A 22,740-nucleotide genomic window follows, 5' to 3' on the forward strand; every position below is an offset into this window, starting at 1 on the left:
TCGAAGGACAAAGGCGAAAGCGAAGCAGCCTGTAGACGTTTACAGCTATCCTGGCGGAAGCATGCAAGCAGCCATCCGTGCAACAGCCTGGTTGATTGTTCGGACACGAAGCTTTGCCTTGGCATTTTCCAGATGGAAGGTCACCGTGCGCCGTGAGATGCCGAGGATTTGACTGACATCCCAGGCCGACTTGCCGCGCGCCGCCCATTTCAGGCACTCGAATTCTCGCGGGGTGAGCGTCACGCCGTCCACCACCCGATCGGCCACAAGCCTGCTACGGGCATGGATGTGGAAGTTGATCGCCACCAGCTGCAAGGCTTTTTCGTAGCGTGTCAGTGACCGCAAAAGAGACGGACTGGACTGGTCGGATGCCAGGGTCAGCGCAGCAAACCTGCCACGATGATCGTGCATGGACATCGTCAATCCGCCGCGAATGCCAAACTGAGCTGCTTTTTCCAGAATTTGCTGCTGTGAGGTCGTCAGACGCGGCCGGTCTCGATCCAGCGTCCAATCAAAAGTACCCCATCCTTGCAGCCCGCGCAGGATCACCGGGTCAACGGTGTGGTAGCGCTGTTGCAGATAGTGTGATGTCCAGGATGAAGGGTAGTTCGAGATCAATCGCGGCGTGTCGCCGCTGGCGGATGGGTGAGTGAAATAGGCGAACAGCGGAAAACCGAAACCGGCCGCGGCGGAGGCCATTGCCTCACGCAGGTCAACAGCATCGGCACTTGCAAAGAGTTGCTCGACGAAATCTTCAAATACGCGATGCATCTGTGCCTGCGTACCTCAATAGCTGGTGTTCCATGCCAGGGGTGGGCCTTGGGAGTCCTGTTTATGGCGCGTGGCTCAGCGCGGCCACCCTCGCTAATTCGTTGAACCAATCGGTGGTGTCGTGACGTTGTCGATGAGCCGTGTGTCGCCGAGCCAAGCAGCAACAAGCAAGCGTGCCGGGCGGTCGATGCTTGTCATCGGTTGTAGATCGGCCTCGCCGCGAAGTTCCAGGTATTCGACCTCGCGATAGCCTGCAGCCAAAATTGCCCGGCGCGCTTCAGCAAGCGTTGGCAAGACCGGCGAGCCGCGCATGAGCCGCTCAGCCGTGTCGAGCAGGACGGAAGCCAGCTTCGGGGCAACAGCTCGCTGCGCTGGAGAAAGCCGGCTATTGCGTGACGACAGTGCAAGCCCATCGGCTTCGCGGACCGTCGGGCAGGCGACAACGGCAATCGGAATATCCAAATCCCGGACCATGCGCCTGACAAGCTGAAGCTGCTGAAAGTCCTTTTCACCAAAAAACGCGAAGTCAGCCCCGGTCTGCAGGAAGAGCTTGGCAACGACGGTCGCCACGCCATCGAAATGGCCCGGACGGAAGGCACCGCACAGGCCCTCGCTGACATGCGACACCGAAACGGTCGTGGCGAAGCCCGCCGGATACATCTGCTGTGCATCCGGCACATAGAGCAGATGGGCGCCCAGCGGCGAGAGCTTTGCAGCATCTTCATTTTCCGTCCGGGGATAGGCGGCAAGGTCGACGGCACTGTTGAACTGCTTGGGGTTGACGAACAGCGTCACGATTACCCGCTCGGCCTTCTGAAGCGCGGCACGCACGAGGCTCAGATGTCCTTCGTGCAAGGCCCCCATGGTCGGCACGATGGCGACACTGGCACCCGAGCAACGCCATCCCGCAACAACATTGCGGAGCTCGGCAACGGTTCGAACGATCGGCACGCTCAAGCGACGGCTCCGGTCTTCAACGCGTTGGCATAGAGATGCTCTGCCGCGGGAAAGCGTCGTTGTCTCACATCGGCGGCGTATGCGGTGATCGCCGCTTCGGCCTGATCACCGAGTTCGGCGTAGCGCTTGACGAATTTCGGCCGGAAAGAAGTAAACAGGCCGAGCATGTCGTCGCTCACCAGGATCTGGCCATCGCAGGCTGGCGAGGCGCCAATGCCGATGGTGGGGATGGCGATCTCTGCGGTGATGCGGCGTGCGAGCGGCTCGGGTACTTTCTCCAGCACCACCGCGAAGGCGCCGGCCTCTGTGACTGCAAAAGCATCGCGCCTGATCCGCTCGGCATCGTCTCCCCGCCCCTGGACACGGTAGCCACCGGAAATGTTGACCGCCTGCGGGGTCAGGCCGACATGGGCCATGACAGGCACGCCGCGGGCGGCGAGGAAGCGAATCGTCTCGGCCATGGTCTGGCCGCCCTCGAGCTTCACCGCTGCACAACCGGTTTCTGCGATGATGCGAGCCGCACTGCGGAAGGCCTGCTCGGGTGTCTCTTCGTAGGAACCAAACGGCAGGTCGACGACCATCAGCGCGTTTTGTAGGCCGCGGCGCACGGCCTGGCCGTGCATGATCATCATCTCGAGGCTGACTCCCAGCGTCGAGGGCAGCCCATGCAGTATCATGCCGACGCTGTCACCGACGAGAATAATGTCGCAGTGCCGATCGGCCAGCCTGGCGACCGGGGTCGTATAGGCTGTGAGGCAGACGAGTGGGGCCTGGCCTTTGCGCGAGCGAATATCCGGTGGCGTAATTGCCTTCGCATCACCTGTTGCGCTCAATTCAGGCCTCCTTCCGCAGCGTTACCACCCGCGCGAGTCGCGTTTGGCATATTTTTGTGCAAGTGCGAAGAGATAAAAAACTGATCTCTAACCGCGTGGTGTTGACCTGCGGCCACTCACGCTTACACTAAATCGATTAGAGCCCGCCGAGCGGGGGCAACCACGTTCGCGAATATGGAAGATCGACAAATAAGACCCGGGACTGACGGAGCCGACGACAAGGCCGGCGAAGCCAAAGTGGACCTGATTGCGGTGGTCGTCGCGGTCAATGATGGTGAGCCCTGTCTTCTCACCATCGGTGAGGCGGACACCTTGCCCTCGGGACCATTTGCGCTCGAGCACCGATCGCCGCAATCCGGTTTGAGGGGGTGGGTCGAACAGCAAACCGGCCACCCGCTTGGCTACATCGAACAACTCTACACGTTCGCCGATCGGGACCGTGTCGGGACCGAGCGCCAGCAGCGCGTCATCTCGATCAGCTATCTCGCGCTCACCCGGAAGGAACAGGCAACGGCCTCATGCGCGTGCGGCTGGCACAGCTGGTACGAATATTTTCCATGGGAGGACCACCGCTCCGGCACACCACCGGAGGGACTGGATATTCTGCGAGCGCGCTTGGTTGAATGGGCAGACGCCGCCGGCGATCCGGCCACGCAGCGCGAACGCTGGCAGAGGGTGGCGATCGCCTTCGGCATTGACGAGCGCCATTGGAACGAGGAGCTCACGCTGCAGCGTTATGAGTTGCTCTACGAAGCAGCATTGGTCGAAGAGGCGAGCGGCGGAAAGGCCACGCCTCCGCCTGCGGCCGTTTCTGGCAAGGCGATGGTCGCAGACCATCGCCGCATTCTGGCCACAGGCGTTACGAGGCTGCGCTCCAAGATCAAATACCGGCCGGTCGTATTCGAGCTCATGAGACCGACTTTCACGCTGCTCCAGCTGCAGCGAACCGTGGAAGCATTGGCTGGCAGGCTCATCGACAAACCCAACTTCCGCAGGCTTGTCGAGCAACAAGAGCTGGTCGAGGAGACTGGCGACACTTCGGTCGATACGGGCGGGCGGCCTGCAAAGCTCTATCGCTTCCGCCGTGCCGTGCTCGATGAAAGGGCTTTCGCAGGGACAAAATTGCCGCTTTCGCGGGCTTGACATACCTTATAGTCAAGATAGAAATATTCCCCTTATTGTCAGATCGAATATAATCGGAGGCGCTGATGACTGGGGCGTTACCTACGGCCGCGTCTCTGTATGAGCGTGTCAGGCGGGTCATCCCGCCAGTCGAATGGTGTGGTTTTGTCGATGACATTGAGGCGATTCTCGCGCTGAAGCGCGAGCGCAATGCGGTCATCCTGGCGCACAATTACCAGACGCCGGAGATCTTCCACTGCGTGGCTGACATTATCGGCGACAGCTTGGCGTTGGCCCGCAAGGCTGTGACGGTCGATGCTGAAGTCATCGTGCTGGCCGGCGTGCATTTCATGGCCGAGACAGCAAAGCTCCTCAACCCGGGCAAGACCGTGCTCATCCCCGATCTCGATGCCGGCTGCTCGCTGGCAGAGGCGATCACCGCGCAGGACGTGCGGTTGATGCGCCAACGTTATCCGGGCGTGCCAATCGTCACCTATGTCAACACCTCCGCCGCCGTAAAAGCGGAGTCCGACATCTGCTGCACTTCGGGCAATGCCAGGACGGTGGTTGAATCGCTCGGCGCGGCGCGTGTGATCATGCTGCCAGACGAGTATCTGGCGCAGAACGTCGCCGCCGAGACACAAGTCGAGATCATCGCCTGGCAGGGCCATTGCGAGGTGCATGAGCGCTTCACCCCTGCCGACATCAGGGAACTGCGCGATGCGCATCCAGGGATCATCGTGCTCGCGCATCCCGAATGTCCGCCGGAAGTTGTCCTGGCGGCGGATTTCTCGGGCTCGACCGCCGCCATGTCGGAATATGTCGGCCGAGAAACGCCGGCACGCGTAGTCCTGATGACGGAATGTTCGATGAGCGACAATGTCGCGGTCGCGCATCCCGACGTCGAGTTCGTGCGCCCTTGCAATCTTTGTCCGCATATGAAGCGCATTACGCTCGCCAACATTCGCGCCGCTCTGGAGGAGAACCGGCACGAGGTCCGGATCGAGCCCGGGATCGCCAGCCGCGCGCGCCTGGCGGTCGAGCGCATGCTTTCCATATGAGCTGCGACATTCACGACATCGGCGGGGCGCCGATCATCATCGGCGCTGGCGTGGCGGGCCTAATGACGGCGCTTCATTTGGCGCCGCATCCGGTCGTGCTTCTGTCCAATGCGCCGCTGGGAACCGAAGCCTGCACCGCGCTGGCCCAGGGCGGTCTAGCGGCAAGTCTCGGCGGCGAGGACGGGCCGGAATTTCATGTTTGCGACACGCTCGCAGCCGGTGACGGGCTCTGCGACGAGGCGACAGTGCGGCGACTTGTCCGAGCCGCGCCCAAAGCGATCAAGGCCCTCGAAGACTTCGGCGTCGCGTTCGACCGCCACTTTGACGGGCGCTTGCGGCTCGGGCTCGAGGCGGCGCATTCGCATCGGCGGATCGTTCATGCTGGCGGCGACGCCACGGGTCGCGAGCTGATCCGGGCGCTCATCGCCGCGGTGCGGTGCACAGCCTCGATCACCGTCCTGGAAAATGTGGAGGCTCGCCGGCTCGTCGTGGAAGACGGCGGAATCATCGCCGTGCTCGCAGTTTCGCGCACCGGCACGATCGTCTTGCCCACCCGCCGCGCGGTGCTGGCAACCGGCGGCATCGGCGGCCTGTTTTGCGATACCACGAACCCCCCTGGCTCATGCGGGCACGGGCTGGCGCTCGCCGCATGGGCCGGGGCGGAGTTCGCGAACCTGGAATTCGTGCAGTTCCATCCGACCGCGCTCGACGGTCCACGCCGGCCGATGCCGCTGGTGAGCGAAGCGATTCGCGGCGAAGGCGCGGTACTCATCGACGAAGCAGGAGAACGGTTCCTGTCTGAAACGCCTGGCGGCGAGCTTGCACCTCGCGATGTGGTCGCGCGTGCGGTGTGGCAAAAGCTAGCTGATGGACACCGCGTATTCCTGGACGCCCGGCAATGCCTCGGCTCCAGGTTTAGCGATCGCTTTCCCGCCATCGCCAATGTGTGCCGCGAGGCAGACGTCGATCCCTCGGTCGACCCGATCCCAGTACGCCCGGCGGCCCATTATCACATGGGCGGCGTTGCCGTGGACGGAGCCGGGCGCAGCTCTGTCGAGGGCTTGTGGGCATGCGGCGAGGTGGCATGCACCGGTGTGCACGGCGCCAACCGCCTCGCCAGCAATTCGCTCACCGAAGCGGTGGTCACAGCGAGCTGGGTTGCTGAAAGCGTTGCCGGCACATCTCACGCCAGGCGCCGGCGCGTGTGTTCCACATTTGTGCCTGCACGGCCAGATCCTTCCTGCATCCGCCCGGTCGTCTCAACCGCACTGGGCATCATTCGGGACGGCGACGCGTTGCGCAATGGAGTAGCGAACTTGCTGCCGATCGCGGCTGGCAACGTGGCTGCATCCGATCCCGCGCTGGTCGCGCTGATGATCGCCATGGCGGCGTTGGGGCGCCAAGAGAGCCGTGGCTCGCACTTCCGCACCGATTTCCCCCGGCGCGATGCACAGGCCTGCCCCGCCCGGCTGACACTGCGCGGCGCAATGCAGGGCGCGGTCGCGCTTGGGTGGGCAGGCACGGTCACGGAGCACCGGACATGAAATCATTTGCCCCCCTTCCCTCGGCGCTGATTGAGCCGATCGTGCGCAGTGCCTTGCTGGAAGACCTGGGCAGAAGCGGCGACCTTACCAGCGACGCGGTGATCCCGCATGACTGCACAGCCACGTTGATGCTCAAGTCGCGCCAGACGGGAATCGTTGCCGGCCTCGATCTGGTTGCCTTCGCCTTGCTCCTCGTCGAGCCAACGATCGAAATGCAAATCTGGCGCCCAGACGGCAGTGATGTCGCGGGAGGCGAGATCATTGCCAAGCTGTGCGGACCGGCGCGTGGCCTGCTCACGGCCGAGCGCACGGCGCTCAATTTCCTGTGCCGCCTGAGCGGCATTGCCACTGCCACGGCCGCGATGGTCGAGGCTGTGCGGGGCCATAAGGCAAAGATCGTATGCACGCGAAAAACGACGCCCGGCTTGCGCGCCCTGGAGAAATACGCCGTGCGTGTCGGCGGCGGCGCCAATCACCGTTTCGGGCTCGACGACGCCGTGCTGATCAAGGACAACCATATCGCCATCGCCGGCGACGTTCGAACGGCAATAGGGCGAGCGCGCGCCGCCGCGGGCCACATGGTGAAGATCGAGGTCGAGGTCGACACGCTGGATCAGCTCGATATAGCGCTCGCGCTGGGAGTCGACGCAGTGCTGCTCGACAATATGTCGATCGAAGATCTTGCGCGAGCCGTGGCGATGGTCAAGGGCCGCGTCATCACTGAGGCTTCCGGTCGGGTGACACCGATCACAGCGCCGGCAATCGCGGCGACCGGAGTAGATCTCATCTCCGTTGGATGGCTGACACACAGCGCGCCGATTCTCGACATCGGCATGGATATGCCGGCCCACGGGCACGATTGCAGCCATTTGAACTGATGGGAACGAAAATTGAAGAGCTGCCAGCTTCGGTGCTGCATGCGCAGACAAGGTGCTGCAACGGCCTGCACCCCCGTTGCGGTTCGGCTTCGACCCGCTGCGGTTCCAGGCGGGTTGCGCTGATGGATGGCTCATGTCGGACCAGACTCGCCGGCCACAAACTGCGGCATGCGTTCGTGGACCAGAAACAACGACTTTTCACGATGACGATCGGCAAGAGGTGGGGATGAACAAAGCCGTGGAATCAATGGACGGAGCACTGCCGCGATGGAACCGCAAACAGGCCGAGGCTATCCACGCCATGCCGTTCAACGACCTGCTCTTCCTGGCCCAGACCATCCATCGGCAGAACTTCGATCGAAACCGGGTGCAGCTCAGCCGCCTGCTGAGCATCAAGACCGGCGGCTGCCCGGAGGATTGCGGCTATTGCAGCCAGTCTGCGCATCACGGAACTGGCCTGAAAGCGTCGAAGCTGATGGAGGTCGAGCGGGTCATCGCCGAGGCGGCCAAGGCGCGCGAGGCCGGCGCCACGCGCTATTGCATGGGCGCTGCCTGGCGAAATCCCAAGGCCCGCGACATGGACGCGATCGTGGCGATGGTGGAGGGTGTCAAGGCGCTCGGCATGGAAACCTGCATGACCCTGGGCATGCTGGATCTTGAGCAGGCCACTCGTCTAAAGAAGGCCGGCCTCGACTACTACAACCACAACATCGACACCTCCGAGCGTTATTACGGTGAGGTCGTCTCCACCAGGACCTTCGCCGACCGGCTGGAAACGCTAGAGCATGTGCGCGAGGCCGGCATGAAGGTCTGCTGTGGAGGCATTGTCGGGATGGGAGAGGAACGGGCTGACCGCATCGACATGCTGATCACGCTCGCGAATCTGCCCGAGCCGCCGGAAAGCGTGCCGATCAACATGCTGATCCCGATCGATGGCACGCCGCTCGGCCAGTCCAAACCCATCGATCCGATCGAATTCGTCCGTACCATTGCGCTCGCCCGCATCTTGATGCCGAAGTCGTATGTAAGGCTCTCCGCGGGCCGCACTGCCATGAGCGACGAGACGCAGGCGCTGTGCTTTTTTGCCGGCGCCAACTCGATCTTCGTCGGCGACACGCTGCTGACGGCGGATAATCCCGGCGAGGACAAAGACAGGCTTCTATTCCAGCGTCTCGGCATCGAGCCGATGGAATGTGAGGCCAAATGAACGAGCCGCCGCTTGCCCGCTTTGAGGCGACCTTGCAGGGGTTGGCGCGCAAGGATCGGCTGCGGACGCTTTCGCCGCGCACCGGGCTCGATTTCTCCTCGAACGACTATCTCGGACTTGCCGCCTCCAGGAGACTTGGCGATGCAGTCGCGTCGGCGATCGGACGGGGTACTCCGGTCGGCGCCACCGGATCGCGGCTGTTGCGCGGCAATGCACCGGAACACGAGGCACTGGAGGCGGACGCTGCGGCGTTCTTCGGAGCCGAACGCGCGTTGTTCTTCGGCAGCGGCTATATCGCCAACTTCGCTCTTTTGAGCACACTGCCACAAAAGGGCGATCTGTTGATCCTCGACGAGCTCGCCCATGCCAGCATGCATGAAGGGGCGCAGGCCGGACGAGCCCAGTTCATTCTTTCCGGGCATAACGACGTCGACGCTGTCGAGGATACCATCAAGCGCTGGCGCGCGCATGGCGGCATGGGGCGCGTGTGGATCGCGATCGAAAGCCTCTACGGCATGGATGGCGAGTCGGCGCCATTGGAGAGCTTCGTTGCACTTGCCGATCGGCACGAGGCCTTCATCGTCGTCGACGAGGCGCATGCTACCGGCGTCTGGGGACCGGACGGCCACGGCCTTGCGGCCGCATTCGAGGGCCGCGGCAATATCATAGCCCTCCACACATGCGGCAAGGCACTGGGAGCATCCGGCGCGCTGGTTACCGGACCTGGAGTGCTGTGCGATTATCTCGTCAATCGTTGCCGGCCATTCATCTATGCCACCGCGCCATCGCCGCTGATGGCAGTCGCTGCGCGCGAGGCGCTGGTGATAATATCCGAGGAGCCGATGCGCCGCGTTCAGTTGCGCGAGCGCATTTCCTTGGCGGGCCGGCAATTGGCCGAGCGGTGCGGGGTGACGCCCAGCGGCTCGCAGATCCAGCCGTTTGTCATCGGCGACGTCGCACGCACGATGGCGGTGGCGGCGGCCTTGCAGGCGCGCGGCTTCGACATCCGCGGCATTCGTCCGCCGACCGTGGCCGAGGGAACATCGCGCCTGCGCATTTCACTGACGCTCAATGTCGGCGAGGCCGACATTTCGGCCATGGTCGAGGCCCTTGTCGAGGTACTGGCCTCGGTATGACCAAGCGCCTCGTCGTCACCGGAACAAGCACCGGAATAGGCAAGACAGTATTTTCGGCAGGGCTCGCCGGGCTGCTTGACGGCTTCTATTGGAAGCCGGTGCAATCTGGCCTGGACGAAGAGACCGACAGCGAGGTCATTGCCCGGCTTTCCGGCTTGCCCGCGGGGCGCGTCTTGCCGGAAGCCTATCGCTTGAAAAGCCCGCTCTCGCCGCATCGCTCGGCTGAGATCGATGGCGTTGCCATCGAAGCGGCGGATCTTGCCTTTCCGCTTTTGCCGACACCGCTCGTAATCGAAGGCGCCGGCGGGTTGATGGTGCCGCTCAATCGACAGACAATGTTCATCGATATTTTCGAGCAGTGGCGGTTGCCGGTCATCCTATGCGCCGGCACCGCGCTCGGCACGATCAACCACACCTTGCTCTCGATAGAAGCGCTACGGACCCGTTCCATCCCGCTCCTCGGCATTGCATTCATCGGCGATGAAGTGACCGATACGCAACGGACAATCATTGAGTTGGGCGGCGTGCCGCAGCTCGGCAGGCTACCGCACCTCGATGAGCTGACAGCTGAAGAGCTGAGAGCAGCAATGATTGCCGGCTTCGACCTGGCCTTGATTGCCGGAGGGGAATGATGTCGCAGTCTCGAGTCTGGCATCCGTTCACGCAGCACGCGCTTGAGCCGCCGATCCCTGAAATCGTGCTGACTGAAGGCGCCTATCTCCACAAGGCCGACGGCGCTCGCATCCTGGATGCGATTTCTTCCTGGTGGGTGGTCACCCATGGCCACCGCCATCCCCGCATCATGAAGGCGATCCAGACGATCGCATCGAGCCTCGACCAGGTCATCTTCGCGGGCTTCACCCACGAGCCGGCCGAACGCTTGGCCGAGGCGCTTGTCGGCCTCGCTCCCGCCGGCCTGGACCGGGTGTTCTATTCCGACAGCGGCTCGACCTGCGTCGAAGTCGCACTGAAGATGGCGCTCGGCTACTTCCGCAACATCGGCGCGCCGCGCTCGCGCATCGTCGTCATGGAGCACAGCTATCATGGCGACACGATCGGCACGATGAGCGTCGGCGCCCGCGGCGTGTTCAACGCCGCCTACGAGCCTCTGCTGTTCGAGGTCGATACCATTCCCTTCCCGGCCGCTGGGCGCGAGCAGGAGACGCTGGATCGCTTCGAGGCCGTGAGCCGCGACCGGCGCGCCGCCGCGCTGATCGTCGAGCCGCTCGTGCTTGGCGCCGGCGGCATGCTGATGTATCCGGCCTGGGTTCTGGCCGAATTGAAGAAGATCGCCGAGGCCTCCGGCACACTGCTGATCGCCGACGAGGTGATGACCGGCTGGGGGCGCACTGGAACCATGTTCGCCTGCGAGCAGGCATCGATCTCGCCGGACATCCTTTGCACATCGAAAGGCTTGACCGGCGGCGCCATTCCGCTGGCCGCTACGCTTGCCACCGACGCCGTCTTCCGGGCCCACTATTCGACGGACCGCAAGAAGACGTTCTTTCATTCGAGCTCCTACACCGCCAATGCGATTGCTTGCGCGGCCGCACTCGCCAATGTCGAGATCTGGCGTGACGAGCCGGTGGCCGAGCGGATCGCGGCCTTGAGCGTGAAGCAGGCCGCTGGACTGCAACGCTTTCGCGACAACCCTCGCTTCACCGACTGCCGAACCGTCGGCACGATCGCGGCCCTCGATCTGCGCACCGGCTCAGCTGGCTATCTGGCCGAGATCGGGCCAAAGCTGCGCGCTTTTTTCCTCGAGCGCGGCCTGCTCGTGCGCCCGCTCGGCAATGTCCTTTATCTTCTGCCGCCCTACTGCATCACCGGCGACGAGCTGGACGGGCTCTATGACGCGATCGAGGAGGCCGGCGAACGCTTCGGTTCGAGACTATGAGCCGATCGTCGCGCATCCTCGGCTTCGGTCATCATGCGCCGTCTCGCAAGGTCGAGAACCCGGAAATCGAAAACCGTCTCGGCCTTGAGCCTGGCTGGATCGAGCGGCGCACCGGAATTCGCTCGCGCTTCTGGGCAAAGGACGAAGACACGCTCTCGGGCCTTGCCGCACAGGCGGGCGAGATGGCGCTGGCGAAAGCCGGGATCGACCGCGGCGACATCGGCCTGCTGTTGCTCGCCACCTCGACGCCCGACCATCTTCTGCCGCCCAGTGCGCCGCTGGTGGCGCACAAGCTCGGCCTTGGCCGCTCAGGCGCGATCGATCTCACCGGCGCCTGCGCCGGCTTCATCTATGCGCTGATGTTCGCCGACGGATTCACCCGCCTGCACGGCAAAGCGAGCCTTGTCATTGCCGCCAACATCCTCAGCCGCCGTATCAATCCGGCCGAGCGTGCCAGCGCCGTGCTGTTTGCCGATGCCGCCGGCGCCGTGGTGATCGGTCCTTGCGACGACCCGGATCGGGGCATTCTCGGCGCTTCGGTGGATTCGGACGGCTCGCGCTACGGACTAATCCAGATCCCCGCCGGCGGAAGCAACGCGCCGTACCGTGGCGACCTCGACCTGGCGCAGATCCGAATGACGATCACTGACGGCCGTGAAGTGTTCGCCAAGGCGGTGGAGATGATGACTGACTGCTCGAGAGGTGCACTCACTGCTGCCCGAATGCGGCCGCAAGACATCGATCGGTTCGTGCCGCACCAGGCCAATGCCCGGATTTTCGACGCCGTCGGCAGGAACCTTGGCATTGCAGATGACGCAATCGTCAAGACCATTGCCGATTACGGCAACTCTTCCGCCGCGACCATCCCCTTGTCACTGTCGCTGGCGCACGGGATCAGACCCATTCTAGCTGGCGAAAAACTGTTGCTGGCGGCAGCGGGGGCTGGCCTTTCCGGCGGAGCCCTGATCGTTGGGGTCTAGTTCCAGCCTAGCGTGGCCCCCGCCTTCGCCGGCGCCCGTGCCGATTCGCCAGCACATCGCGCGGCAGAACGGAATGTGGAGATAAAGCGACACCGAATTTTGGCCGGCAGGCTGCTCAGCCATTCCTCATAGTCTTCAGTACAGACCGTGGCGGCACCGTCGGATACACGGTATACCAAGGCGGCCTCGCGATATTTTGTCAGGTTCGACATCTGCAACAGCTACCATCCCATGCCGCTGACCAGGTCTAGTCGCTGCACGCTCCTGTTGTCTTTGAGCTGTGTCAGTACGTTCCAGTTTTGCCGCCGCTCCTTTGGTAAGTAATCATTGCGCACGCGGCGAACGTCACGTAACGGCCGATCGGTCTTGGCTGGTCGGCCTTTGGTATTACTTCGCTTTCCGTCAGTCGGCGCAGGTCCAGGGGATGCCAAGGAAGCGCGGCGTCGCTATGTCCTGCGAGGTGTCGGGACCACACTTTCGCCGCGATCTGCCCAGCGCCTGCTGACTGCTGAAGGTGCGCCCAACGCGCACGGCACCACAAATCACCGCCCCGTCGGAAAAGCGAGGAATCGGCGTAACAAGCGTTTGTCGCTACTGAACGAAACTGTCGTGTTTCGAACATTGTAAACATGGTCGAAACGCTTGCTTTGATGCGCGGCGTGACGCTCAGGGCACGAAAGAACAAGCCGACGCGGGCTTGCCGGTGAACTTTCCTGTCAGTGCACAACTACGTCTTCAATGTGGCACGTCGCTTGCTCAATGAACGTCGGGAGCCGCTTTGACGGTCTACCCGCAAGGCCGACAACGGGCATGGCGGATTGAGCTAGAAGTGCTGAACACCCGAGATGATTTAGCTGAAGAGCTGCGCCTGTGAGCGGTCGCCACAGCGATGTTGCGAATCCGGGGCCGCTCAGGTCGGCTCTCCAGCTCTCCAAGGAGTGTATGACCTCGTAATCTTTGTCGTTCACGCAAAAGCATCACCTTTGCAGGCCGTAAGCTTGCTGGTGACAAGCTCGGAATTACTGCACGAGTATCATTCGCTACGTCAATTTTGTTCCGGAGCAATTCAGTATGACCGATAGAATTATGCCGCGATGCATTTTCTTCGAGGCATGGGGAATAGGACAATGATTCGCTCTTCGATGTCCTTCTCTTTTTTAGTCTTTGAATGGAAATCAAGAATGAGTATCAAGAGCGTTCTCGGCTCGGCTGCGGCCCTGATCGCAGTCTCCGATGCTCGCGCCGCCGGCACCGAGCTGGAATCGATCGAATATGTCAACATCTGCGATGTCTACGGTTCGGGCTATTTCTACATTCCCGGCACCGAGACATGTCTGCGCATCGGCGGCTATGTTCGCTCCCAGATCGGCCTCGGCGACGTCGGATCCTATGACGGCGCAAGAACCTTCGACGCCAGGACTGGCAAGGATCGGGGAACATGGTGGAATAGCACACGCCTCGCATTCAAGACCTGGACAGGTCAGGGAACCGAGCTCGGCATACTGAAGACCTACACAGAGACACGCCTGAACTTCGGTACGCGCAACGGCCTGCAAAGTCCTCAGAACTATGCTTTCAACAGCGACATCGCGCTGACTTTCGCTTGGATTCAGCTTGGTGGCCTCCGACTTGGGAAGGACTGGTCGGCCTTCGACAGTTTCATTGGTTACGCTGGCAACGTCCTCAATGACAAGATTGCTCCATATGGCGACTTCGACACGAACGTGATCCAGTACTACTTCGACGCGGACAACGGCTTTTCGGCTGTGGTCTCACTCGAAGAGGGCTCGGGTGTGGTCGGCACTATCGATAGCTATGTTCCGCACTTCGTCGGTGGAGCGAGATACACGCAAGGGTGGGGCGCGATCGCCAGCGTTGTCGCTTATGATAGCAACTACGACTCGGTGGCCGGAAAGATCCGCATCGATGTGATTGTGGCGGACCAGCTGTCGCTATTCGGAATGATCGGCTATGGTTCCAATGGCAAGCTCAACGATGACTCCGCCAATGTCGTCGACGCCAATGGCCGTGGGTTCTACAGACAGTGGGGCGGCAACTGGGCCTTGTGGGCCGGCGGCACCTATTTGTTCGACAAGAAAACGTCGGTGAACCTTCGGTTCTCTGGCGATCAGTTCAAGAACTATGGTGTGGCCGCAAACGTCGTCTACACGCTCGTGCCAGGTTTCACGGCGACGGCCGAAATCGACTACGACCACTACGGCAATTTCGGCGTCGGCATGGTCGACCCTTCGAATGTGAATTGGACCAAGGCTGACAAAAAAGACAGCGTCGGCGGCGTCCTCAGTTTCCAACGCTCATTCTGACGGAATGAAAAGCTCTCGGTGGTCGATTGCGCGAGCGGTGCTATAACCTCCTGTAGACGATCGCTGAACCCACGCGAGACTGGAGGCCAAGGCCACCGTTCCCGTCCAGCAGCCCAATTGTTGGTCCGCCCGATTACTCGACGGTCAGCGCTTCTGAGAGAGATGCGATCCGCGAGGTGTTCTTTTCTGTCATGTGCTGCCGTTCGACCGCTCGTTGATGACGCGCTGGCGCAGACACATGGGCGAGGAGCGGATCATGGCGCTGTTGTAGGAAAAGCCTCGGCCTTGCGGTCGAGACCGGGGCGGTGAAACCCACCGACACGCAAGCTCATCCACCCTGGTGCGCATGGCCAGAGGAAGGGACTCCATTTGCGCAAGAGCTATCCGCGTCTCCAAGCTGGCGCTGATCCAGCCAGGAGCGCTATGCCCACGCGCAACGTGGGATGTTACCGGCCTCAGGTGGAGAACTGTAGCAGAGCCAGACTGGACAGGCGATGATCTGCGGCGGTAAGCGTTCGTGACCCATCGCTGTGTTATGCCGTCGGCTCTGTCTGGCAGATCCTTCAACGCGAGTTAGGTGATAAGGCCCATCAACGATCCCATATTGTTTCACTGCCGCCGTCGTTATCCGCTTAAGCGAACCCAACGGGACCGGCGCTCTTACAACGCCGGACTCCACAAGAGCTTCTTCACCATGCCCCGCAAACCGATGCGACAACCGGCTCGTGAACCTCACGGGCTTCGTCAAACTCGCAGATACTGCAATCTGTCTCAACAGCCAAACCGTCACCTGGGGCATTGCGCGAGCAGAGTCTCGTAACCCGGATAGCGGCTCTTGAATCGATATTCACCCGCAAAACCCTTCTGACCCTTTTTTTTAGTCAAATGAGCGACCGAGGTAGCTGCTGCCTGACTACATCACTGAAATCAGATGCTGGAGGTAGGTCACCATCTTGCCGGTCACCAACGAGTAGCCCGCCTGCTTAGTCAAAACAAATGTTTCGACGAGTGGCGAGGCCTCGACAAATTCTCTTATCACCAGATTTGGTAACTCAGCGTTGCGGACGCATGACGGATAAACCGTAACGCCGAGGCCCGCTGCCACCATACTGAAGATGGTAGCGCCATCCTGCGCCTCAAGGGCAATCCTCGGCACGAACCCGGCAGTTGCACAGAATGCCTCCACCGTCGGAAGGTAAAGTTCCCAGCCCTCGCGATCCCCCATAACGAACGGCTCTTCAGCAAGATCACTCAATGAAACGCGTTCCTGTCCCGCGAGCCGGTGGTGTCGGCTGATCACAGCGACCAACGGCTCTTGCGTGAACGGCATTACTTCTACGTTGCCCTGAAAGCGGTGCCTCACGGCAAAGCCAACATCGATACGATTGGCGTTAAGATCGGTGGACTGTGCGTCTGATCGATGACGTTTTAAGCTGACTTTCACAAGCGGGTGAGTCCGCTTAAATTCAGCCAGAAGGGATATCATAGGACCGTGGATCGCAAAATCCATGTAGCCAACTCGCAGTTCGCCGGTGAGGCCGATCTCTGCCTCTTGCGTGAGCTGAACCGCCCTTTTCATTTGAGCGAGCGTATAGTGCGCTTCCGCTAGAAAGACTTTGCCGGCCAGGGTGACACGTGTTGATCGGGTCGTCCGGTCTAGAAGCTGCACACCGAGCTTGGCTTCCAGCATGCTGATTGTTCTGCTTAAAGCCGGCTGGGCAACGTTAAGCCGCTTCGCAGCACCCACGAAGCTTAGCTCCTCAGCAACAGCCACGAAAGCACGAAGCTCCCTCATTTCAAGGGACGGAGATGCCATCCAAGTGTTCCATACGACGCTATGTCTACTGCTGCTTTTATCCCCCCATTCATAACAAAATCAATAATAATCGGTGCCCAAGTTGTATTGGGACGCCGGTAATTCGGAAGCTAGAGTTGCGACGTTGAGGTGCCGATCGCCCGGACGAGAGACCCACAAGGGAACCGCCGTTGACGGCCGCCAAAAGCCAATGGGAGCTAACAATGGATTTTGAAGATACGAGCAACAAGCCGTTGCTCAAGCTTGATCGACGAGCTTTGCTCCGTGGGTCCGTGGGTCTCGGCATAGCCGGAGCTGTAGGCCGCATTGTTCTGCCCACAACGGCATTTGCTCAAACACCACGACGTGGTGGCAAATTTATCGCCGGGGTCAAGGGTGGATCGACGACCGATACGGTTGACCCTACGAATATGCCTTCCTCGGTCCCGCTGTTTGTCTCCTATCAGCTTGGCAACCGGCTGCTGGAGCGCACTACGGATGGAAAATTGGCCAGCGAGCTGGCTGAGACCTGGGAGCCGGGCGACAGCGGAAAAACCTGGAAATTTACCGTGAGAAAGGACGTCACCTTTCACAACGGTAAAGAATTTACGGCTAAAGACATGGTCTACTCGCTGAACCGTCACCGCGGTCCCGATACGAAATCGGGCGCAGCAGCCCTGATGAAGGCGATCAAGGACATCAAGGTGGACGGCCCTCACCAATTGACGGTGACCCTGTCTGCCCCCGACGTCAACTTCCCGTACCTGATGACCAACGCTGCGCTTATCGCTCAACCCGAGGGAGAAGACCCGGCCACGGGAATCGGGACTGGACCGTTTATCCTTGCCTCGGCACAACCGGGCGTCCGCTATAATTTCAAGCGTAATCAGAAGTATTTCAGGCCAGAGCAGCCATTCTTCGACGAGCTTGAGATCTTGGTTGTCAATGATGATATGGCTAGGATGTCCTCACTTCTAGCCGGGACAACCCACTTTGCCTCAGAGCTCACGCCGAATCTTGTCGAGCGGCTTAAGAATTCCCCATCAGTCAAGATCGACGTAGCGGATACGACCACGTTCAACTATTTCGTGATGCAGACGAACAAGGCACCATTCGACAATCCCGAATTGCGGCTAGCGCTCAAATATGCGGTTGATCGGAATTTGATCTTAAAAACGACGCAGGCAGGATACGGCTCTATCGGCAACGACAATCCCATCAATTCGATCTATCCTCTTTATTCCGAACTGCCCCAGCACACTTACGATCCCGATAAAGCTAGCTTCTATTACAAGAAGTCTGGTCACAGCGGTGCGATCGATCTGTACACGTCCGAGTCCGTGTTCCCCGGCGCGGTCAATGCCGCAGAAATCTTCCAGCAATCAGCGGCCAAAGCTGGCATTACCATCAATCCAAAGCGTGTGCCGGCCGACGGTTATTGGAGCGACGTCTGGATGAAAAAGCCCTTCTGCGCCTCCTATTTCGGCAGCCTGGCCACGGAAGATCAGGCTTTTACCCAGCCATTCGCAAGCGACTCTCCATGGAACGACGGTAACTGGTACCGGCCGGAATTTGACAAGCTTCTCGTCGAGGCAAGGTCAGAACTCGACGTCGAAAAGCGCAAGTCTCTCTACCATGATGCCGCAAAAATGGTTCAGGAAGACGCGGGCCATATAACCTTGATGTTTTCGCCCTCCATCAATGGGCTAGCGAAAAACGTCCAGGGTTTCGTGGGCAATCACTTTCACGGCGAAGCGAAAAACTTCGCGCGTTGCTGGTTCGAAGCCTGATAGGCGCATTGCGACGCTTCACTGCGCGCTCGAAAGGTTTCGAGCGCGCAAGGTTCCGCACATCCAACGTTTGAACAAATCGGGGTAAAAACGTGGCTAGTACTTTGGTTGGTGAACGGGAAACAGCTCAAGCGGCAAGAAAGGTCCTTGCCGACTCGATTGTTTGGGATACGCATGCCGGCGTCGCTTGTCGTCCCACTTTAGATCTGAGTTTTCTCTCACGCTGGCGCGACGGCGGGGCAACATTCATTGGTCTCAATGTGGGATGGGACGCCCTGCCGTGGCAGGAATCGCTCCGCTGCGCGGCGCACTACCGTAGATGGCTCGAGCTTCATAGCGACGACTATGTGATCGTCGACCGGTTCGCTGACGTTGAACGTGCCAAACGAGAAAGTAAGCTAGCAGTCGCACTCGATCTGGAGGGCGCCAACGCGCTCGATCAAAACATCGAAATGATCGGCGCTTATCACCGTCTCGGCGTACGCCAAATGAACTTGGCTTATAATAAGAACAATACGTTCGCCGGCGGGTGCACCGATGAGGATATTCCTCTGACACCGCTTGGTCGCGAGGCTATTGCCGAGATGAATCGCGTCGGCATGCTGGTCGACTGTACCCACACCGGCTATCGCTCTTCGATGGAAATCATGGAGATTTCCAACACGCCTGTCATTTTCACGCATTCCAACCCGCGGGCACTCTGGGATCACGAGCGGAATTTGCGCGACGACCAGATCAAGGCCTGCGCCCGGACCGGCGGGGTAGTGGGTATCAACGGCGTCAGCAAGTACATGGCCTGCGATGAGGATTGTACGCCCGAGACGATCGTCAACCACATCGATTATGTGGCGAACCTGGTGGGTGTCGACCATGTCGGCCTGGGCTTGGACGCCGTCCTGGATCCTGACGAGATGCCGAACCTGGTCAAGGAATTTCCCAATGTCTGGCCCGAGTCAGAAGCCGATCAATGGGACTATTCCTCATGGCGTTTCATCCTTCCGGAGCAGCTCCCTGACATCGCTGAGGGCCTGTTGCTTCGGCAGTACAGTGAGACGGACGTGAAGAAGATCATGGGGCAGAACTTCACGAGGGTGGCTGCCGCAGTTTGGATTTAGCCTCCGCGCTTGCAAAACTCTGCAACGAACTCTCAATGCTCGGGGATGTCATCCTAGCCAAGGCTTTGTCCGGAACGGTTGAAGATTAAGCGCGCCGTAGCGCTTGGCGCTCCCGGTTGGTTTGTCTGCAATTTCGCGGCGCTCGGAGATCTTTCGGAGACGCTGACGTTCATCGCCTCTTGGGAAGGCAAAGGGCAGGATTTGGTATGGAATTTGCGACAGCTAGGCTTGCCAGGGCCAACAGCTGCCGACACATGAAGTGCCGAAGCGCGCGGCTACGCGCCATGGCTCGTCGGCCGATTCGAACAAACTTTCGAAACTGCTTTTGGGAAAGCGCATGAACCGGCGGTTCGACACGGTTATTATCGGAGGCGGCATCGTTGGGGCGAGTGCCGCCTATTACCTGGCAAAGTCCGGGAAGTCCGTCGTCCTCGTCGAAAAAGGACGTATCAACGGTGAGCAGTCGGGCCGCGGCTGGGGCATCATCGGCACGCAAGGGCGTAATCCTCTGGAAATCCCATTGATGCTCGATTCGCTTGAAATTTGGCGCGGTCTGGAGGATGAGCTAGGGGATGGCGTGGGCTGGAACGAGAGGGGCCAGGTCTCGCTTTTCTCAAACGACTCCGGTCGCCGGCGATCCGAGGCCTTCATGGCCGTCGCCAAACAGTTTGGCCTGACAACGCAGTTGATTGGGCCGAAAGAAGTCGTTGGTCTGCTCCCTCACACGAAGCCTCAAGGTTGCCTGGGCGCACTCTACACGCCCACTGATGGAAGTGCTGATCAGCAACTCGCAGCCACCGCGTTTGCGCGAGCAGCCGCGGGCTATGGCGCCGTGATCTGGGAGAACACTGCCGCACGCGCCATTGACGTCTGGGGAGAGGTTGTCTGCGGCGTCGATACAGAGCAGGGGCGTTTGGGATGTCAAAACATTGTCGTTGCTGCGGGATGTTGGACCAGCCTCTTATTGAAGCCACTTGGCATTTCACATCCAAGCCTCTGGGTTCGGGGATCTGTTGGCCGGTCCACGGTCCTGTCGTGTTTTGTTAAGCTTGCCGTCTCCTGCGATAAATACGCCTACCTGCAAAGCCCCGACGGGCGCCTCAACCTTGCTGCGGTCCACGAGCCGATGCACGATCTGATGCTGCAAAGCCGGCCCGAGCTCCTAAGGCTGCACAAACTTAAGCAGAAGAAAATCAAGCTCGGGTTAGGCAGACCGATGGTTCGTAGTATCATGGGCGATTTCGACGGCTTTGTTACTCACCGCAGTTTGGATCCGGCTCCTGATTTGAACGCTTTGAAGCGTGCGGCGGACGCCTTCCATACTGAGCATCCCGCCACTGACCCAATCCAATTCGAGCGATCCTGGGCTGGTTACATGGACTACACCCCCGACGAACTGCCGATTATCGAGGCGGTGGCTGAGCCTCGCGGGCTGTTTGTCGCTGCAGGACTGGGTAGCCAGGGCTTCGGCATCGCGCCAGCTGTCGGCCGGTCAATTTCCGACCTGATCATCAGAGGCGATACCGATCGCGACCTGTCACCGTTTCGATCACGGCGGTTCGGTCATGACTGAACTGTCGAACCGCACGATTATAGTGGTCGGCGCAGGGGTTGTTGGCCTCTGTGTCGCCTACGAGGCCATAAAGCGCGGAGCTAGCGTCACGATCGTGGATCGCGATCCGGAAGGCGATAAGGCATCTTGTGGCAATGCTGGATGTATCGCCGTTAGCGAGGTCCTTCCGGCCTCTGTGCCCGGTTTATGGAAAAAAGTGCCCAGGTGGATACTTGATCCTCTTGGGCCCTTATCATTGCGGATGACGCACCTCCCGCGGCTGCTCCCATGGCTGTGGAACTTCGCGCAAGCTGGATCGCCAGCAGAGGTAGAGCGGATTTCGGAAGCCCTTGCAGCGCTAAACCACCGGGTATACGCCGATCTTGTTCCTCTTTTTGCCGACATTGGATTGAGCGGGGATCTCCATCGCAACGGCGCTCTCACCGTTTACGAAACCGAGAAAGGCTGGCATGCCGCCACGCCCGAGTGGGAAGCAAAGCAACGGCTTGGTATCGACGTCCGTCACTTGTCGGCCGACCAGGCCAGGGAATTGGAGCCGGCGTTAGGCCCATTGGTCAAGAGCGCCGTTTTGACACCGCGGTGGTCGCACGTTTCCGACCCAAAGCGGGTGGTGGACAGTCTGCGCTCCTGGCTGACGGCCAACGGTGCGAGAGTTCTTGCGGCCCAAGTCTCTCGCATTGCTCCAAGCCCCAAGGGCGGCACGGTTACCCTGGCCGACAGCTCTGTTTTGAACGCATGCAAAATTGTCGTCGCCGCCGGCGCATGGTCGGCAGAACTTTCCCGCCAGGTTGGCGACATTGCCCTGCTCGAAAGCGAGCGCGGCTACAACACCACGATCGCTGCACCCCAGATCGCACTCAACCGGACCATGATCTTTGCAGAGCGCAACTTCGTGGCAGCGCCCCTTTCTATTGGTTTGCGCATCGGCGGTGCGGCCGAGTTCGGAGGATTGCTAGCCACCCCGAATTTCGCCCGCTCGAAAGGCTTGGTTGAGCTTGCAAAGGCTTATCTCCCGGGCCTTGATGGCGACGGCGGCATCGTGTGGAGCGGCCACCGGCCGGCGACCCCGGACACCTTGCCAGTCATCAGTCGCTCCGCGACCCATGCTCACATTCTGTATGCGTTCGGGCATGGTCATCTGGGCCTCACACAAGGTCCAACCACCGGCAAGCTGATTGGCGACCTGCTGTGCGGGCGTGACCCGCCAATCCCACTGGAACCCTATGCAATCGAGCGCTTCAGTGCCGCCGGGCGGACAACCAGCCGGAAAGCTTATGGTTTCCCATCCATAGGAATATGAGCGGTTCTCACCCGCTTCACAAACGAGCAGCTCCAGTGGCCCTTCGCCCGGGCGGCGGCCGGGAGGGCCGGAAGCGGCGATAATCAATCGGAAGCAAGCGTTTGGTGTGCCGAATCCCTCTTCACGGCTTGACACACCGGAGCCGGCCAGTTCAACCTGAGGCATTCACCAGGGGAGTCCCGGCAAGGGGCTGAGATACTGCTGGCTTCGCGGCGCAGTGACCCGTTGAACCTGATCCAGTTCATCCTGGCGTAGGGACGGTGCAAGCGCTTTGCGGGAGTTTACGCCCGAGGTCCTGTTTCGGCAGGTCGACAGAAGCGTCTTTTCATCCTTCCGGCACAGAACTGGGTCTCCAATGCAACGAGCAACGGAGCCTCACGATGAATGCCCTCACCCCCGCCGTCTCGACGGGACCACTGCCTGCCTCGCGCAAGATCCACAAGCCCGGTGCCATCCA

The 22,740-nt window shown here is 60.5% G+C and carries 18 protein-coding genes, 1 pseudogene and 1 riboswitch; of the genes and pseudogenes, 15 read left to right on the forward strand and 4 right to left on the reverse strand.

Features of this window, described 5'->3' with window-relative positions; all coding sequences use genetic code 11:
• Positions 1 to 45 precede the first annotated feature (45 nt).
• The 3 genes from MESCI2_RS0122460 to panB all read right to left on the reverse strand — a co-directional run bounded on the left by MESCI2_RS0122460 (position 46) and on the right by panB (position 2,561).
• Complete coding sequence (locus MESCI2_RS0122460) at positions 46 to 771, reverse strand: helix-turn-helix transcriptional regulator (RefSeq protein WP_027038529.1); 726 nt, start codon at positions 769 to 771, stop codon at positions 46 to 48.
• A 93-nt stretch (positions 772 to 864) separates the two neighbouring features.
• Positions 865 to 1,728, reverse strand: coding sequence for a pantoate--beta-alanine ligase (gene panC / locus MESCI2_RS0122465; protein ID WP_027038530.1), 864 nt, complete (start codon positions 1,726 to 1,728; stop codon positions 865 to 867).
• Positions 1,725 to 2,561, reverse strand: a complete 837-nt coding sequence (panB, locus tag MESCI2_RS0122470; protein WP_027038531.1) for a 3-methyl-2-oxobutanoate hydroxymethyltransferase — start codon at positions 2,559 to 2,561, stop codon at positions 1,725 to 1,727. Before panB ends, panC begins: the two co-directional genes overlap by 4 nt.
• Positions 2,562 to 2,735: 174 nt before the next feature.
• Here panB and MESCI2_RS0122475 point away from each other — a divergent pair, with 174 nt between their 5' ends.
• The 11 genes and pseudogenes from MESCI2_RS0122475 to MESCI2_RS1000000138915 all read left to right on the forward strand — a co-directional run.
• The gene (locus MESCI2_RS0122475; protein ID WP_027038532.1) at positions 2,736 to 3,704 is read left to right on the forward strand and encodes an NUDIX hydrolase; all 969 of its coding nucleotides are present in this window, start codon (positions 2,736 to 2,738) and stop codon (positions 3,702 to 3,704) included.
• 65 nt (positions 3,705 to 3,769) lie between these two features.
• Complete coding sequence (nadA, locus tag MESCI2_RS0122480; protein ID WP_027038533.1) at positions 3,770 to 4,744, forward strand: quinolinate synthase NadA; 975 nt, start codon at positions 3,770 to 3,772, stop codon at positions 4,742 to 4,744.
• Positions 4,741 to 6,288 carry an L-aspartate oxidase gene (locus MESCI2_RS0122485; RefSeq protein ID WP_027038534.1) on the forward strand — a complete coding sequence of 516 codons (1,548 nt, stop codon included), beginning with the start codon at positions 4,741 to 4,743 and terminating at the stop codon, positions 6,286 to 6,288. Before nadA ends, MESCI2_RS0122485 begins: the two co-directional genes overlap by 4 nt.
• A complete protein-coding gene (gene nadC, locus MESCI2_RS0122490; RefSeq protein WP_027038535.1) occupies positions 6,285 to 7,166 on the forward strand; it encodes a carboxylating nicotinate-nucleotide diphosphorylase in 882 nt (293 codons plus the stop codon). The genes MESCI2_RS0122485 and nadC overlap by 4 nt, the downstream gene beginning before the upstream one ends.
• 226 nt (positions 7,167 to 7,392) lie before the next feature.
• Positions 7,393 to 8,373 (forward strand): biotin synthase BioB, encoded by a 981-nt coding sequence (gene bioB, locus MESCI2_RS0122495; RefSeq protein WP_027038536.1) that lies wholly within the window; start codon positions 7,393 to 7,395, stop codon positions 8,371 to 8,373.
• A complete protein-coding gene (locus tag MESCI2_RS0122500) occupies positions 8,370 to 9,509 on the forward strand; it encodes an 8-amino-7-oxononanoate synthase (protein WP_027038537.1) in 1,140 nt (379 codons plus the stop codon). The genes bioB and MESCI2_RS0122500 overlap by 4 nt, the downstream gene beginning before the upstream one ends.
• The gene (bioD, locus tag MESCI2_RS0122505) at positions 9,506 to 10,141 is read left to right on the forward strand and encodes a dethiobiotin synthase (RefSeq protein WP_027038538.1); all 636 of its coding nucleotides are present in this window, start codon (positions 9,506 to 9,508) and stop codon (positions 10,139 to 10,141) included. Before MESCI2_RS0122500 ends, bioD begins: the two co-directional genes overlap by 4 nt.
• On the forward strand, positions 10,141 to 11,406 hold the full coding sequence (locus MESCI2_RS0122510) for an adenosylmethionine--8-amino-7-oxononanoate transaminase (protein WP_027038539.1): 1,266 nt from the start codon (positions 10,141 to 10,143) through the stop codon (positions 11,404 to 11,406). Before bioD ends, MESCI2_RS0122510 begins: the two co-directional genes overlap by 1 nt.
• Positions 11,403 to 12,386, forward strand: coding sequence for a beta-ketoacyl-ACP synthase III (locus MESCI2_RS0122515; protein ID WP_027038540.1), 984 nt, complete (start codon positions 11,403 to 11,405; stop codon positions 12,384 to 12,386). The genes MESCI2_RS0122510 and MESCI2_RS0122515 overlap by 4 nt, the downstream gene beginning before the upstream one ends.
• A 1,181-nt stretch (positions 12,387 to 13,567) precedes the next feature.
• The gene (locus MESCI2_RS0122520) at positions 13,568 to 14,710 is read left to right on the forward strand and encodes a porin (protein WP_027038541.1); all 1,143 of its coding nucleotides are present in this window, start codon (positions 13,568 to 13,570) and stop codon (positions 14,708 to 14,710) included.
• 184 nt (positions 14,711 to 14,894) lie between these two features.
• Positions 14,895 to 15,036, forward strand: a pseudogene (locus MESCI2_RS1000000138915) (IS5/IS1182 family transposase); the annotation flags it as partial.
• A gap of 587 nt (positions 15,037 to 15,623) precedes the next feature.
• On the opposite strand, the gene MESCI2_RS01000000135130 reads toward MESCI2_RS1000000138915, so the two are convergent.
• Positions 15,624 to 16,526: a LysR family transcriptional regulator gene (locus tag MESCI2_RS01000000135130; protein ID WP_081738847.1), complete on the reverse strand. Its 903-nt coding sequence runs from the start codon at positions 16,524 to 16,526 to the stop codon at positions 15,624 to 15,626.
• 203 nt (positions 16,527 to 16,729) lie between these two features.
• On the opposite strand from MESCI2_RS01000000135130, the gene MESCI2_RS01000000135135 reads away from it, so the two are divergent.
• The 4 genes from MESCI2_RS01000000135135 (at position 16,730) to MESCI2_RS01000000135145 (ending at position 22,283) form a co-directional block, all read left to right on the forward strand.
• Positions 16,730 to 18,295, forward strand: coding sequence for an ABC transporter substrate-binding protein (locus tag MESCI2_RS01000000135135; RefSeq protein WP_032901207.1), 1,566 nt, complete (start codon positions 16,730 to 16,732; stop codon positions 18,293 to 18,295).
• A 92-nt stretch (positions 18,296 to 18,387) separates the two neighbouring features.
• Positions 18,388 to 19,410 (forward strand): dipeptidase, encoded by a 1,023-nt coding sequence (locus MESCI2_RS01000000135140; protein WP_081738849.1) that lies wholly within the window; start codon positions 18,388 to 18,390, stop codon positions 19,408 to 19,410.
• 337 nt (positions 19,411 to 19,747) lie between these two features.
• Positions 19,748 to 20,983 (forward strand): NAD(P)/FAD-dependent oxidoreductase, encoded by a 1,236-nt coding sequence (locus MESCI2_RS0122540; protein ID WP_027038542.1) that lies wholly within the window; start codon positions 19,748 to 19,750, stop codon positions 20,981 to 20,983.
• A complete protein-coding gene (locus tag MESCI2_RS01000000135145; protein ID WP_050596637.1) occupies positions 20,976 to 22,283 on the forward strand; it encodes an NAD(P)/FAD-dependent oxidoreductase in 1,308 nt (435 codons plus the stop codon). Before MESCI2_RS0122540 ends, MESCI2_RS01000000135145 begins: the two co-directional genes overlap by 8 nt.
• Positions 22,284 to 22,443: 160 nt before the next feature.
• A riboswitch (TPP riboswitch) is annotated at positions 22,444 to 22,559 on the forward strand.
• Positions 22,560 to 22,740: the final 181 nt, after the last annotated feature.

The sequence above is a fragment of the Mesorhizobium ciceri WSM4083 genome, assembly GCF_000519305.1.
GTDB classification, from domain to species: domain Bacteria; phylum Pseudomonadota; class Alphaproteobacteria; order Rhizobiales; family Rhizobiaceae; genus Mesorhizobium; species Mesorhizobium ciceri_B.